Consider the following 13643-nt stretch of genomic DNA (forward strand, 5'->3'; position numbering starts at 1 on the left):
CACCACCCGAGCCCCCAGACCAGGTAAACCATCAAGAATGCACAGCTCGGCCGGCCGGTCGAGAGATTCTGCGGATGGGGCGGCTGAAGAGTCCGGCCGCGGCGCAGATGAGCAGCGCGGCTGTGCACAGGAGGGTCCCGGCTCGAGGTCCGAGCGCGTGGGCAACCGAGCCGATGATGTTGTTGGTGGCCAACAGGGTCACGCTCTGGATCACCGAGAGGATTGCCTGGACGCGAGCGAGATGCGTCTCGGGAGCGGCGCTGAGGAGCAGCGGGCTGAGGTGGCTGACGAACATGCCGCTCGCTGCGCCGACGCCTGTCGCGCCCGTGATGGCCATGGGCAGCGCCGGCGCGAGGCCGACCGCCAGTTCGCCCACGGCGACCACTGCCAGCGCGAGCGCGGCAACAATGCCGGGGCGGGCGAAGATCCCGCGGCGACTGATGATCAGGGTTACGACGATCGTGCCTGTGCTCTGGGCTCCGACCACAAATCCCGCGCCGGTCGAACCCCATCCGTGCTCGCGCGCCAGCAGCGGGATCAGCAGAGCGGCAAAAGGCAGCACGAATCCTGCCGCGCCCGCGACGAGCAACAGTACGGGTCCCAGTCCAGGGGTCCTGACTGCGACCTGGATCCCTTCCCACACCTCGCGCAGGATGTGCTTGCGCTGCGCGGGCGACGGCGGGGTGAACGGCGGACGCACCATAACCAGCACGACCAGCACCACAGCGAAGGTGATCGCGTCGGCCCATGCCGCTGCGGAGAGCCCGGCGAATGCCACCAACGCACCGCCGACAGGAGCACCGACCAGACTAATCACCTGCGTTCCGCTCTGGCGAAGCGCGACTGCCCGCGGGAGCAGTTCGGGCTCGACGAGCCGGCGGGGCATCGATCCGGACGAGGGCAGGTAGAAGGCGTCGTTCGTGCCGACTATGAGAGCGGCTATCACGAGAATGACCAACGGCGCTCCAGCTGCCCCCGAGACGACAGCCAGTGTCACGGCGACGACCAGCATCACGGCATCACCGATGATCATGACCTGTCGGGCTCCGAGCCGATCGCCGACGGCGCCGCCGAGCAGGAGCAGAATCGTCCGCGGCAGCGCGACCGCCGACAGAACCCATCCGGCAGCCAAACCGCCGTGAGCCGAGGCCGCCCACCCCAATGCGAAGTACAAAGCGGCGTCGCCGAGCTGCGACACCAGAGCACCGCCCAGCCAGACGTGAAAGATGCGGGGAAGCAGGGTTTTCTCCGCTGTACTGGACGACGCTGTCACTATGAATCTCCCCAGTGGCGTACGTGCGGGACCGGCATTCGGGGCGTCGAAATCCACCCACAGCGTGCTCGACCTCGGCCGCAGATACCAAGAGCGACCGATCATCCGCGGCGTGCGGTCAGCATTACAACGGCATGGCCAGTCGGCGAGTCGGGCGCATGTGGTGTCCGTTCTGTCCTGTGGGAAGCGGAGCACAGGACCGACCCGTAACACACCCGTTCCCCGTGACGGCGTGAGTCGGGTGGCTGCCAGCTTACGGAAGGGTACCCAGTGAACGAGCCAGTGGAATGGGACGATGAGGATGGTGGTCCAGTTCATCCGGCTCGGCGACACACACCAGGCCGCGGGGGACACTCGCGCCGCACACCGCTGCTGGCGTCAGGCCCTGCTCGTCCTGGACGACCTGCACCACCCCGACGCCGACGCCCTCCGCGCCCGACGAGCCGAGCACCCGCCTGCCTCGTAAGCCCCGGCGGCCTGCCGAGGAAACCTTCGATACCGGTGGGTCGGGGAGATCAGAACCGGATGCGGCGGTAGCCGCCCTGGCACTGCCGCTGGCTGATCCTCCGGTCGGATGTCGGAGTCGTTGCGCAGCAGGCCGTCGATGATGCAGACCGCAGCCCGCGCGGGATTCGCCGACGTCCGTGCGCTCGATGCTCGCGCCGGATCCGCACCGGTCACCCGAGCGCAGCGTCTCGGCCACCCGACTTGTCGAGAAGAACGACCGGCTCGCCGGGGCCGGGTTCCTGTGGGCCTTTGTTTCTGCCTGCGCTCGATCGTCCCTGGTTTGGGGAATCGCGCAGGCGAGCGCCCGCTATTGTCGGGTCATGCCGAGCCCTGGAGATGTGCCACCGGAGATCCTGGACCGGCTGCGCCGGATCTGCCGGGAGCTTCCCGAGGCGTACGAGGAACCGTCCTGGATCGGTGTCCGCTGGCGGATCCGAACCCGGACGGTCGCCCATGTCTACACCCCGGACGCGGACCGGGCCGCGGTCTACGCCTCGCACACGGTCGACGGCGAGGCGCCTACGGTATTGACGGTTCGGGTGCCCATCGAGGACCTGTTCGGCCTGACTGCCGGCGGGTTCCCGTTCTTCCGCGCGCCCTGGGGGGACAACGTCCTCGCCGCGGTCCTCGGTGACCACACCGACTGGACCGAGATCGCCGAGCTCATCACCGACAGCTACTGCGAGATGGCCCCGAAGTTCCTCGCCGCCCGCGTCATCAGCCCGCCGGCCACCGGCTGATCCGCGAGAGCACGTCGGACGCATGTCCGGCAACCACGCGACTCCCACTGCCACAACGTCTTCGCCGACCAGAATTTCAGCCCGGCATTGAATTCTCTTGCTGCACCGGCGGCAGCGCACTACCGCTCGACGGTACCGGACGCGCAGCCGTATGCGTACTGGCGGCTGAACCGGGGCTCGAGCCGGTCGACCGCGGTCGACGAGGTCAGCGCGAATCTGCGCGTGGAGAACGGCGCGTTCACCACGGTGTCGCCGAGCGCGTCGAGCTGGTTCAACGGCGAGGGTTCGCTGCAGCTGCCCAACAACCGGGTGGCGCAGGCGACGTACCTGTCGGTGCAGATGTCGTTCCAGACCACGGTGAACAGCCTGGCTGGCGTGCTGACGTCTACCGGGCACCGCTTCGCCGACCGCAGCCGCACCAGGCACACTGCCGTACACGAGTTGCTTGCCGCCGGCCACAGCCAACGCGCGATCGCCCGGCAGTGGGGCATGGGCGGAAAGCCCGCCGCCCGCTACGCCCGCGCCCTCACGCCGGAGGAACTGTTCACCGGCCAGTGGCAGAACCGGCCAACCAAGCTCGATGGCTTCAAAACCTACTTGCACGAACGATGGACCAGCGGTTCCACGAATGTCACGCCGTTGTGGAAGAAAATCGCCGCCCAGGACTGCACCGGCGGCCGCGGCGCTGTCAGCGCCTACCTGCGTCCGAGGTGCCAGAGCCACAACTCGCGAACAGCCGCGTTCGGTTCACGCTGTCACGACCAGTCGCCGTTGCCACAACCGATTTACCGGACGTCCGGAGCCTTCGGTGGCTAGGCGCCAGATAGGGCGCGTTCACGGGTCGGGCAACGTTACCGGGCAACTCGGCCCGCTGCGCGACTCTTTGGAGATCGCCGACGTCCACCGGCTCGCGCGGCCCGACGAGCACGCGGAGCCGTCCTGGCGCATCGAGGGCCAGAACTTCGACATCCGGCTGCGGGCCCGCGGTCATCGGCAGTACCTGCGCATGCCGCCGCAGCAGGTCTCCCGCCGAGTCCTGACCATGTTCCGGCGCAACGGAATCAGCTTCGCCGGACGACAGCACGAGATGCTGGTCCGTACCGGGGTCACGGTCTGGCCGACGACGTCAGGACCGAAGGAAGCACAGTTCGGCGCGGGCATCACCGCCCGGCACGCAGACCCGCCATCGGCATGCGCGCGACGACTGGCCGGGTGCCTTGCCTGCGCAACCCCCGACACAGTCACCGCGGTGCTGGCCAAAGCGCAGCCAGTCGGGAGCACGCCGTGAGCCTGGCGACGTTGCGCGACTACGACACGCTGCGGATGGACGGACCCTGCCCTGGCATGTCGAAGGTCTCTGTGGATGACGCGTCGAGCGGTCCGTCGGGAAAGGTCGATGGTGGCGTTCCGTTGGCTGGCCCCGGCTTTCGTCGCGCCTGGTCACTTGACGGTCGCGGTGGCCTTCCACGGCGTGACGACGTGTGGGCAGCCGTGGCCCGCGCCGGGATAGCATGCCCGTGCGGCGGAGAGGGTGACGGTGCCTTCCTGCTCGGCGTGGAAGACCGCCGAGGCGCCGCCGTCCGGTTTGGCCGCACCCGCGACCCGGTGAAGGACCTGCGGCTCGGCGGATTGGGGGATGCTCCAGGAGTAGGTGACCCCGCTGTCGCGGTAGCCGGTGAGCCGGACCTCGATGGTGTCCCCGATTTTCGCATGCACGGATCGACCGTTTTCGGTGTTCGTGAGCACGATGCGGCCGCTCGGCTCGGCGGCGGCCGGTGTCGTGGCGACGGCGCTCGCGATCAGCGCCAGCCCCGTCGCGGCGACAGCCGCATACTTCGTTGTCTTCACAATTCCTCCATGACTCCCGGTTCGCGCCCCTTGCCGATCCGGTTTCCCATGCTTGCGCGCCGTGTCTCCCGCGGCGAGCGGTGCGCCGCCGATCCACTCGAACGGGAGCGCCAGGCCTTCTGACGAGCTTGTCTGGCGGGCCACCTCTGCTGAACGAAGCTCGGTGCCGAACGGTGCGCGGTTCTGATGCGGCGGAATGAGCGACTGCGAAGTTCTGGCCGTTTGCAGGGCTCGCGGTGTTCCTTGCGTCCGGCATTGCCACCTCGATCTCCGGCGAGGCGGTGCACATCGACAGCAGTCTGCCTTTCGGCTGAAGCGTTTCGTCGCCGATGTGCCCGGCCCGCGTGCGCGCGGCCTCGAAGCGCGGCGAGCGTGCATGATCCTTGGTGGCCTCGGCACCGGGAAAGATGCCGTCCTCGCTGGGTGAGCCCGCCCTGGCAGAGCGCAGATTCCCGGTCGGCGCGAGGCGACCGGCTCCGGGCCGCGCCCGGAAGAGAAAACGCAAGTCGAGGGCGGCGGCAGTAAGCCGGTCCTGCCGCCTCGGACGTTCCGGTTGCGGAGGCACCGATGTGGGGGAGAGATACAGGGAGACGCCTCGCCGGCCTTGCGGTGTGCGCGGTTGTCGTGGGGTTCGGCGTGCATCTGGGGGTTGGTCGTCCTGGGTCGTGGGTGAGTGCGCAGTGCTCGACTCCGTCGCAGGCTTTCGAGGCTATGCCGAGGATGTCGTCGTAGGGGTTGAGGCCGACGGTCTTCTGGGCGGTGCCGCCTCCGAGGCCGCCGAGCGCGCTGCTGAAGATCCCGTGCACCGCGGCGACAGGCTTAGCTGCCACGCCACGAACAGCGGCATGAGAGGACGTTCCGGGGCGCATCAGCCGGGCCGCGAGTGGTCGCTGCGTGAGGCTTGCCGATGTCGCAATCAGTAGGCGGCGCAGGGGGACGGGTTCGACGCGCTGGCATTATCGTGTGGTGGGGATCGAGGATTTCGAGCCGGTCGTGTCGGCTGTGCTGCCGGACTTTGTCGCGCGCGTGCCCAAAGAGCCCGCTGGTCGCCTTGGCCGGTGGGAGCCGAAGGGTTATTCGCGGCACGGGACGAGGGTCCAAGCGGCGCTGGACGAGGTCGGCGACGTGCTTTCTGAACGGCTGCTGGGTGCGCTGGAACTGACTGTCGACCGGTTGGCCGTGGACATCCCGCACGATCTTGTGTCCGGACTGGCTCAGTCGACCGTCACGCGGTACGTCACAGTGTGGATGGGCGATGAGCAGTGCGCCGCGAAGCAGGCTGTGGCCATCGTCGAACAGGTACACCCCGGTGCGGCTGACCGCGTGGTGGAGCTGTTCGAAGCGTTGCGGGACAAGGCGGCTGTGCCGGATGCGGCCGGTGATGAAGCGGAGATCGCCGCGCAGCACGGTGCCGCGCATTTCGCTCTGGCCGTGATCGTGTCGACCGCGGTGCTGCGCTCGTTGGGCACCGCGGTGGCCGGTGCGACGCCCGCGATCGTCGGTGTGGCGCTGGGTGCTGCGGCGATCGTGTTGCCGACGGTGCCCAAGCCGCTTGGCTACACGGCGGCCGTGCTGACCAAGCGGCGCGCTGAATACCTGCTGCCGCAGTCTTCCTCGACGTCGGCCGCGGTCACGGACCACCGGTTCTGGATCACCGAAGGTTCGGTTCCCGCGAACGCCGATTTCTCCGGCAACGGCCTGGTCGCCGCCGTGGAAGACTGCGTGGTGATCCGGACGGGCGTGGCCGACGGCCACGTGCCGATATCGATGCACGTGCTGACCGGACCGCCCGAGGAACTCGACCTCACCGGCTGGGACGAGGTCGTCGAGATCAGTTGGACCGCGTCGGAGGGCGGTGCCGTCTTGTCCGGGAACGCATCCGGGTACGGCCGCCGGTGTTGGGAAACGCCGCCGTGGCCGGGCGACTATCGAGTCCGCGTGCAGGCGACCGGCCGCGACGATGCCGAGGACTCTTATCACCTGGTCATGTGGCAGGCGCCGGCCGCACCCGACGTCGTGCACAAGAAGACGGACCGGCTCGGTCATCGGCTGCGTGGGGAACCTGAACCCCCTCTGGTGATCGCACCCGACGCCGAGCACCGGTGGATCGAGAAAAGCTCACTCGGCGAAGCCGCCACGATCACCGTCGTGCGCGGTCTCACGCCGGAGGAGGTGGTCAGCACCCTCGGCGGCGACCCAGCCGCACCGGTGTCGATCACGTCGATCGTCGAGCGGCCCGCGTGGGAACGGCTCAGCTACCCAGGGTATGTGCCGCTGCTGGCCGTGCTCGAGGTGGACGACGTGGTGCTGGCCGTCGAGGAGAACGGCTTCCAAGGCTCCGACCGTGACAGGCTGACCGCGCTGTCTCGCAACGGAAAGGCCGCGAGCCTGTACTGGAACGTCAACGCCAACTTCCAACTCGCCCTCGCCGAGCGCGGGCAGTTGTTGTACGCGGGCCATCCGGGTCATGACCCCGGCGCGCCGCACTGTGAGGACCTGGACTTCGACGACTTCCGGCACCGCAACGCGAAGGGCCTGACAGCGATCGCCCGCTTCGCCGGTCGCGGCATCACCGCGGACAACCTGGCCGCGATCTACGCGACCGACCAGGCCTACGTCCTGCGGGGGTAACCGCCGAACCCCGCCGCCGACGCCACCGAACCTGCCTGCGTCCCGCTCCGCTTGTCCGTGTGATGTCCGCTCACCGGCATGGGCGGAGGTTCTCGGTCGCAACCGCTAGTCAGCGTTCGACGGAACGCGGGAAGTCGGTGCCGTGTCCTAACTCTCGCCTGTTTTGATGCCAACCGTCATCTGTCGCCCGGAGAGGGCATCAGGCCGATCTTTGCTGTCACCGCGCGGATCCGAGTCGGCGCGACGACGTTGGCGCAGTTTGTTCGGTCCCTGGCCGAGCCGGTCCGCGACCGCGGACGGCGATTTCATCGGGCCGGGATTTCGGCACTGGTGTGAGGGAGGGGCCAGGATGTTCGGTCGGAAGAAGAAGCTCGACAATCTGGACGTCGACTGGCGGGAGGTCAACAGCAATCCGCGTGTGGTCCCGATGTTCGACGTGGAGACCGCCGACGGGATCTCGTTCCGCGGTATCGCGGACGCAGGCCTCACGATCACCGAGCTCGCCCGCCTCGCCCCAGGGCAGACGTTGCCCGTGCGCTACCGACCGGCCGTGAAGGACCGCTACGTCTCCCTTGCCCGGGACGCGGACCCCGCCCACGTGCGGCAGCTCTCTGACAAGATCGCGAGCCGCAAGCGGACCTGATCCGAAGCCACGGGCCGGATCCCGGGCGAGCGAATCCGACGTTCGAGCCGCCTGATCACGGGATCGGCTGCAGCGGGCTGCCGCTGATCACGCCGTAACGTCAGGTGATCGCGCACGAGACCGGATGCGGTACGCGGCGACAAGGCGTACTCGTCCCGCGATCCGACAGCATGGATCCACGCTCTGTCACACACGCCCTAGTACTGCAACGGCAGTTGGATGAGGGGGGCGACCTCGTCGCCGACGGGGACAGCCTCCCCGGGTGACCGCCCCGCCACCTTGGGTCTGCGAATCCCGCGGCGAGCCGCCCAAGGGGCCTTCATGTCAGCGCATGAGCGGGACAGCGATCCGGCCGGGGAACCGCGGGTTCTCCGCTTCGTCGAGCATCGCGGCGGCAACAGTGTCCCGGCTCACCATGATGCGGAAGATGCTCTTGGGGGACGCATCGAGCCCGACGGTGCGCCGGTCCGGGCTGATCGGTTTGTTCGACAGGGGTCCGGCGTGGAAAACCGTCCCGCCCGCTTCGGTGACCACGGCGTCCGACTCGACCTTGTCGGCGACCTCCGCTCCGAGTCCTTTGAGGACCAGCCGGTTGAGCGCGCTTGCCGCCGCGGCCGAGGGGCCCGTGCCGTAAGCGCCCAGCCAAATGACGCGGGCGCCTGACGCCACCGCCGACCGGGCGCCCGCGGTCAGCACGCCCGGCTTCGTCCCCTTGGGCACACCCAGTCCGGACAGCACCAGTTCACTGCCTTCGAGCGCCGAGTCGATCTCGTCAGCGTGGAATACGTCCGCGACGATCTTGGTCAGCCCCGGGGCGTCCGGAACGGTGATCCGGTCCGGATCGCGGGCGATGGCCCTGACGATGTGGCCGCGTTCGAGTGCCTGCCGGGTGAGGGAGAGTCCGGTCGGGCCGGACGCGGCGAGAACGGTGAGGTGCATGAAAATCTGCTCCTAGGGGTCAATGCGAATGAGGGTTCCAGTTCGCGCGCCGCCGCGCGGGAGCCGGTTTGTCCGCCGCTTCCGGCCCTGCGCCCTCCCTCCGGCGAGACGCACGACCAGGTTTACGCGCGCGATCTGCCGAGCCGGATCTCAGCCGAGGATGTTCGGCTGTGCCGGGGCGTCGACCGGGTCGAGGTAGAAGCGGACCGCTCCGGCGCGGCCGTCCTCGACCCGGATGATGACAGTGCCGCGGATGGTCTCGACGACCCCGTCGGCCCGCGTGCCGATCATCTCCCACTCCGTCCACACCCGGTCACCGTCCACCACGGAGTCGACGACCCGGGCGTCCAGGCCGTGTGAATACCGGGCGAAGATCCTCGTGTAATTCGCGCGAACCTGGTCGGCGCCGCGGAAGGAGCGATCAGGATGCACCGGCATCACGCAGTCGAAGTCGTCGGTGTAGTTGGCCACCAGCTTTTCGACGTCGCGATCGGACATCGCCGCGGCCATTCGAAACGGAACGGCGCGCACTTCGTCGGTCGATGAACTCACTTCTCGACCGCCTTGTCCGCGGACGCCTTGGCGATCGCGTAAAGCTCGGGGTTGCCCGCGAATGGGGCTTTCCGCACGACGCGGACGCGCCTCAGCCGCCATTCATTATCGACCCGCCGCAGGTCGATGTGCCAGAAAGCGCGCACGACGAGCCAGTCGACCTCGTCGGCGGGAACGTGGTGGTAGGCCACCACGAAACTCCGGTAGGCAGCGTGGTCGCCCTCAAGCTCGACGACGACGTTGGAGGTCGAATGGTGAGTACTCTGGAACCCTTCCAGCACCGCCCGGCTGGTGGCCACGAAATCATCGGCACTCAATTCTCGCGACGGCGCGCCCAGGTGCTCGGAGACGTCCATCGTGACGGTGTCGGCGAGGATCGCACGCAGACCCTCCCAGTCCTTGAGATCCTGTGACCAAGCGAAACGGGCCACGGTCTCGGCGACAGCGACCCGGTCGGCGAGGCGGTTGACATCAGTCATGAAAATTCCTTCATCGAGAAAACGATCGGTGAAACACCGAGAAAGGGGCGCGTGTCAACACAGATTCGCGTGCGCTTTCTCCGCCCTCCTGATGAGCATTCTTCCGGGTTTCGGCCGCCGCAGCAGGGGCCAGGATGTCCCCTCCTGCCGGATGCCGCTGATATCCTTCGGTCATGTCGGACGCGAGCACTTTGGGAACGGTGTTGCGGGAGCGACGCGAACGCACCCGACCCGAACAGGTGGGCGTCGTCGGTCACGGTCGCAGGCGCACGGGCGGCCTGCGCCGGGAAGAGCTCGCCGAATTGGCCGGCGTGTCGACGGATCACCTGAAACGCATGGAGCAGGGTCGTCGGCATCCCTCGCCCGGCGTGTTGAACGCCTTGGCCCGGGCACTCCGGGTGAGCAGGGCGGAGTACGAGCACCTGTGCACGCTGGCCGGTTACGCGCCGGTAGAAGGGCGGGTGCCACGGCAGCTCAGTGACGGCGCGCGCAGGCTCGTGGACCGGGTAGAGAGCACGCCGGTGTGCGTGCTCGACGCCACGTGGACGGTCGTCGGCTGGAACCGGGCTTGGGAAGCGCTGGCCTGCGGCGCGCCCTCGCTCCACCCGCGCGAGGGCAACATCCCCTGGCGGGTGTTCGTCGGCCAGGGCGGCCAGGTGCTGCGGTCGCCGGGCGACGACGCGCGCTTCCGGCGCCTGCTGGTGGCCGAGCTGCACGCGGCCTCGGCCCGCTACCCCGCGGACGAAGACCTGGCGTCTTTGACCGCCGACCTCCAGCGCGCCAGCACCGTGTTCGCCGAGCTCTGGGCGAGCACGCCCACCGCCGGGCAGCACGACAGCCGGATGCTGCTGCAGCATGAGGAGCTGGGGCAGATCGCACTGGACTGCGACACCGTCCACATTCCCGACGGCGACCTGAGGGCGGTGGTGTTCACGGCAGACCCGGGCTCGGCCGACGCCCCTTCGCTGACCGAGTTTCCGCCGGACACCCGCAGCGCGCACTCCGGCCAGTAGCAAGCGGTGGTCGGCAATGGCCAGACGGCCCAAGGCCTGGCGGCCGGCTCGACTGCCAGGCGGATCCGCCAGGCAGCCACTGCCGCGGCCAGGCCTGCCCGCAATTGTTCCCGCCAGCGTGACCACGCCTCGGCCACCGCGTCGCGGACCCGGCCAGAACGGCCGTCGTATTCGGTGAGCGCCGCGGTCATCAGACAGCCGCCGGGCAGCAAGGGCGTTTCCAGGTAGTCCACGGAGTTGTCGCACGCCGCGCGCAGCCGCCGCAGACCTGGCGGCTCGGCCCGTGCGGGCTCGGCTACCCGGTGCCAGAAGTCCGCGAACGCTTTGTCCACTGTGGAGATCTGCAGCGTCTCCTTGGGTCCGGAGTGCTTGTGCACTCCGGACTTGCTCACCCCCGGCTCCTCGGCGAGCGGGCCGAGGACTCGGCCCCTGGTCTCCGGCGCTTCGACCGCTGACCGCCGTGGCGACCTGCGACGGGAATAGCGCACGGCCGTTCGCCATTGTTTAGTGAACGCCCGTACGCTAAAGTTGGCGGCGTCCACCGGGACCAAGAAGTGCGGGATGAGGGTGCGACGGCAGACAGCCGAGGTCGTGGACGCCTCCCCGTCGTCGACGGGTTGGGCGATTGGCGGCCGAACTGGGCGGTGCAGGCCGACGGGCGGCGGGTTTTCCACGGCGGCGACACGATGTTCCGCGGCTGCGGGCGGCTCATCGCGCGCCGGTTCAGCCCGTTCGACGCGGCGTTCCTGCCGTCGTACGGGACCCGAGGCAGGCTGCCGCGGCGGCGGAGATCCTCGACGTCCGGTACACGGTGCCCGATGCGCTAGGACGCGATGCAGCGGGCAAGATCGCCGGCCGCGTCGAGGTCACCGGCCCGGAACGCGAGTTCCGGGCCCGCGCCGGACGCCGCGCACACGTGCTGGCTGCCGGGGAATGGCTGGGCCTGTCCGCATGACCGCGATTCCTCGACGTGGCTCCGGCACGGACGCAGTCAGCTCAGAACAAGGGAAAGGACTCCGGGTGAGTACAGAGAGCAGGGTCGTCGCGGTGACCGGCGGCGGTACCGGCATTGGCGCGGCGGTGGCCCGCCGCTACGCGGCCGAGGGCGCGAACGTGGTGGTCCTCGGACGGCGGCGCGAACCGCTGGAGACGGTGGCGGAGGAAACCGGCGCGCACGTCATCGCGTGCGATGCCAGCGTGGCCTCGGACGCGGAGAACGCGGTCGCGGAGATCCTCGGCCGGTTCGGACGACTGGACGTCGTGGTCGCGAACGCCGGCGGGCACGGGCTGTCGTCGGTGGCCGACACCGACGACGAGGAGTGGGACCTGGCGCTGCGCTCGAACCTCACGAGCGCGTTCGTGTTCTGCCGGGCCGCGCTTCCCGCGCTGGAGGAAGCCGGGGGACAGGTGGTGATCGTGTCCTCGTTGGCCGGTCTGTTCGCGGGGCCCGACGTCGCGGGGTACACCGTCGCGAAACACGCGCTGATCGGCCTCGCCCGGTCGATCGCCCGGGACTGCGGGCCCCGCGGTGTCCGCGCGAACGCGGTCTGCCCCGGCTGGGTCCGCACCCCGATGGCCGACGGCGCGATGGAGCGGTTCGCCGAGGCGGCGGGGTTCGCCGGCGGGCGCGACGAGGGCTACCGCCGGGCGACCGCCGAGGTTCCGCTCCGACGCCCGGCCGAACCGGACGAGATCGCCTCCGTCGTCCGGTTCCTCGGCTCGCCGGAATCGTCGTATATCACCGGCGCGGTACTGGTCGCCGACGGCGGTGCGCACGCGGTCGACCTGCCCACGCTGGCCTTCGAACGCGTCGGCACGGACACCTGACGCCAGCCCCTTACCGCGTGCACGTCAAGGGATGCAGCTGCGTCGAAGGCAGGGAGAACTCGGCGAGTTGGCCGTGCCGGAAGCCTTACCGCATCAGTGGCAGGTAGGGCATCGTCCCCGCGCAGGTACAGCGCGGTGATCAGCCCGTCGGCGGACCGGACCCGGATGCGGTAGCCGCCGCTGTGCGGATCTCCTTCAGCGCCAAGACATCGTCGCGGACGAACTCGATGTGGTGCCGTTGCGGTCGGTGATCGCCCGCAACGGCAGCACCGAGCCTCCACGGCCGAAGCGCGGCGTCCGGCCCTCCTCCAGCACGGTGATCGTGTAGCCGTCGCCGGTCAGGGGCGAGCGGCTGCCGCAGTCCGGCTTGAGGCAAGGACCCCGGCGCCGCCTGCGGAAAGAACAGCAGCGTGCCGTCGTCGCCTGCGAACGACACCTCCTCGTCGACCTCCAACCTCTGGTCCACAGTGTGCCTCTGGCGCAAGCCCCGACCAACCGCATCAGACAGTCGACGCTGATCAACACGTCTCTGGCCCAGCCGCGTTCGAGCCCGTCATCCGAGCCTTCCAGATCAGAAACCCTCGCGCCCGTCCGCAGCCATCGACTGAGAACGCTTCGCACAACGGCACCAGCCAGCGGACGCTCTCTCGTCGAAGTCGATTCTCGGCGGGCTGACCTGCTCTCATGGCTGATATCTACGGTTTCTCCGGAAAGCCGGGCTGATCGCGCGGTCCGGTGCCGACTGCCGCGCATCGGGAACTCGTCGTGCCTGTTTTTGTGGCGTCGGGTCCGGTCTACGGCTGTGGTGAGGGTTCGCAGGAAGGCGGGGCGGTCTGTTTGCCCGGCCGGTAGCCGGGCGTGGACGACTGCAGGTTTGCCGAGCCTGCGCGTGGCGGTGCGTGCGGGGCCGTCGCATTGCGAGCCTGTGCGTGCGGGGATGATCGTCCTTGCCGGGCATGGGAACGCAAGGGCGGGTTTCCGTGCCGGGGCGGCGCGCGACGACAGCGGGTTTTCGCGGTCCTCCTGCGGATCGCCGAGGCCGTGCACCGCACCAGGACGGAAAGTTGAGTTTCGCCTCACGCCGCCGCATCTGGCGCTCACCGCGATGTTTGGGCGCCGCGCAGAGGACAGTCCGCCGTCGGCTCGATGCTGTCCGCCTCACTCGAGATCTGGCCCGATTGCGGAATGATC

The 13643-nt window shown here is 68.9% G+C and carries 14 protein-coding genes and 1 pseudogene; 9 read left to right on the top strand and 6 right to left on the bottom strand.

The window, feature by feature from the left end:
- Window positions 1–31: 31 nt before the first annotated feature.
- A complete protein-coding gene (locus ACFORO_RS19865) occupies window positions 32–1273 on the bottom strand; it encodes an MFS transporter (RefSeq protein WP_377871717.1) in 1242 nt (413 codons plus the stop codon).
- Window positions 1274–1568: 295 nt separating this feature from the next.
- On the opposite strand from ACFORO_RS19865, the gene ACFORO_RS19870 reads away from it, so the two are divergent.
- From ACFORO_RS19870 to ACFORO_RS19885, 4 genes are all read left to right on the top strand, one after another.
- A complete protein-coding gene (locus tag ACFORO_RS19870; protein ID WP_377871716.1) occupies window positions 1569–1739 on the top strand; it encodes a hypothetical protein in 171 nt (56 codons plus the stop codon).
- 361 nt (window positions 1740–2100) lie between these two features.
- On the top strand, window positions 2101–2520 hold the full coding sequence (locus tag ACFORO_RS19875; RefSeq protein ID WP_377871715.1) for an MmcQ/YjbR family DNA-binding protein: 420 nt from the start codon (window positions 2101–2103) through the stop codon (window positions 2518–2520).
- 87 nt (window positions 2521–2607) lie between these two features.
- Entirely contained in the window at window positions 2608–3336 is a 729-nt protein-coding gene (locus tag ACFORO_RS19880) for a hypothetical protein (RefSeq protein ID WP_377871714.1), read from the top strand.
- Complete coding sequence (locus ACFORO_RS19885; protein WP_377871713.1) at window positions 3329–3808, top strand: hypothetical protein; 480 nt, start codon at window positions 3329–3331, stop codon at window positions 3806–3808. Before ACFORO_RS19880 ends, ACFORO_RS19885 begins: the two co-directional genes overlap by 8 nt.
- 152 nt (window positions 3809–3960) lie before the next feature.
- Here the strand turns inward: ACFORO_RS19885 and ACFORO_RS19890 are convergent, their stop codons facing one another.
- On the bottom strand, window positions 3961–4368 hold the full coding sequence (locus ACFORO_RS19890; RefSeq protein WP_377871712.1) for a hypothetical protein: 408 nt from the start codon (window positions 4366–4368) through the stop codon (window positions 3961–3963).
- Between the two features lie 966 nt (window positions 4369–5334).
- Between ACFORO_RS19890 and ACFORO_RS19895 the strand changes: the two genes are divergently transcribed.
- Window positions 5335–6999 (top strand): DUF6461 domain-containing protein, encoded by a 1665-nt coding sequence (locus ACFORO_RS19895; protein WP_377871711.1) that lies wholly within the window; start codon window positions 5335–5337, stop codon window positions 6997–6999.
- A 349-nt stretch (window positions 7000–7348) separates the two neighbouring features.
- Window positions 7349–7642: a hypothetical protein gene (locus tag ACFORO_RS19900; RefSeq protein WP_377871710.1), complete on the top strand. Its 294-nt coding sequence runs from the start codon at window positions 7349–7351 to the stop codon at window positions 7640–7642.
- Window positions 7643–7966: 324 nt separating this feature from the next.
- Here the strand turns inward: ACFORO_RS19900 and ACFORO_RS19905 are convergent, their stop codons facing one another.
- The 3 genes from ACFORO_RS19905 to ACFORO_RS19915 form a co-directional block, all read right to left on the bottom strand.
- Window positions 7967–8581: an NAD(P)-dependent oxidoreductase gene (locus tag ACFORO_RS19905; protein WP_377871709.1), complete on the bottom strand. Its 615-nt coding sequence runs from the start codon at window positions 8579–8581 to the stop codon at window positions 7967–7969.
- Window positions 8582–8731: 150 nt separating this feature from the next.
- Window positions 8732–9133, bottom strand: coding sequence for a nuclear transport factor 2 family protein (locus ACFORO_RS19910; RefSeq protein WP_377871707.1), 402 nt, complete (start codon window positions 9131–9133; stop codon window positions 8732–8734).
- Window positions 9130–9612: a nuclear transport factor 2 family protein gene (locus ACFORO_RS19915; protein ID WP_377871706.1), complete on the bottom strand. Its 483-nt coding sequence runs from the start codon at window positions 9610–9612 to the stop codon at window positions 9130–9132. The genes ACFORO_RS19910 and ACFORO_RS19915 overlap by 4 nt, the downstream gene beginning before the upstream one ends.
- Window positions 9613–9785: 173 nt before the next feature.
- Here ACFORO_RS19915 and ACFORO_RS19920 point away from each other — a divergent pair, with 173 nt between their 5' ends.
- Complete coding sequence (locus ACFORO_RS19920) at window positions 9786–10625, top strand: helix-turn-helix domain-containing protein (RefSeq protein WP_377871705.1); 840 nt, start codon at window positions 9786–9788, stop codon at window positions 10623–10625.
- A gap of 53 nt (window positions 10626–10678) precedes the next feature.
- On the opposite strand, the pseudogene ACFORO_RS19925 reads toward ACFORO_RS19920, so the two are convergent.
- Window positions 10679–11299: pseudogene (locus ACFORO_RS19925) on the bottom strand (TetR/AcrR family transcriptional regulator); the annotation flags it as partial.
- A gap of 137 nt (window positions 11300–11436) precedes the next feature.
- Between ACFORO_RS19925 and ACFORO_RS19930 the strand changes: the two are divergent.
- Window positions 11437–11580, top strand: coding sequence for a hypothetical protein (locus tag ACFORO_RS19930; protein WP_377871704.1), 144 nt, complete (start codon window positions 11437–11439; stop codon window positions 11578–11580).
- A 65-nt stretch (window positions 11581–11645) separates the two neighbouring features.
- A complete protein-coding gene (locus ACFORO_RS19935) occupies window positions 11646–12452 on the top strand; it encodes an SDR family NAD(P)-dependent oxidoreductase (protein ID WP_377871703.1) in 807 nt (268 codons plus the stop codon).
- Window positions 12453–13643 lie beyond the last annotated feature (1191 nt).

It is taken from the genome of Amycolatopsis halotolerans (assembly GCF_042647905.1).
Lineage (GTDB): Bacteria > Actinomycetota > Actinomycetes > Mycobacteriales > Pseudonocardiaceae > Amycolatopsis > Amycolatopsis halotolerans.

Excerpts from the sequence above, each read along its gene's own strand:
- ACFORO_RS19870 (WP_377871716.1), top strand. The coding sequence starts at position 1,569 with ATGAGGATGGTGGTCCAGTTCATCCGGCTCGGCGACACACACCAGGCC.
- ACFORO_RS19875 (WP_377871715.1), top strand. The coding sequence starts at position 2,101 with ATGCCGAGCCCTGGAGATGTGCCACCGGAGATCCTGGACCGGCTGCGC.
- ACFORO_RS19900 (WP_377871710.1), top strand. The coding sequence starts at position 7,349 with ATGTTCGGTCGGAAGAAGAAGCTCGACAATCTGGACGTCGACTGGCGG.
- ACFORO_RS19905 (WP_377871709.1), bottom strand. The coding sequence starts at position 8,581 with ATGCACCTCACCGTTCTCGCCGCGTCCGGCCCGACCGGACTCTCCCTC.
- ACFORO_RS19915 (WP_377871706.1), bottom strand. The coding sequence starts at position 9,612 with ATGACTGATGTCAACCGCCTCGCCGACCGGGTCGCTGTCGCCGAGACC.
- ACFORO_RS19920 (WP_377871705.1), top strand. The coding sequence starts at position 9,786 with ATGTCGGACGCGAGCACTTTGGGAACGGTGTTGCGGGAGCGACGCGAA.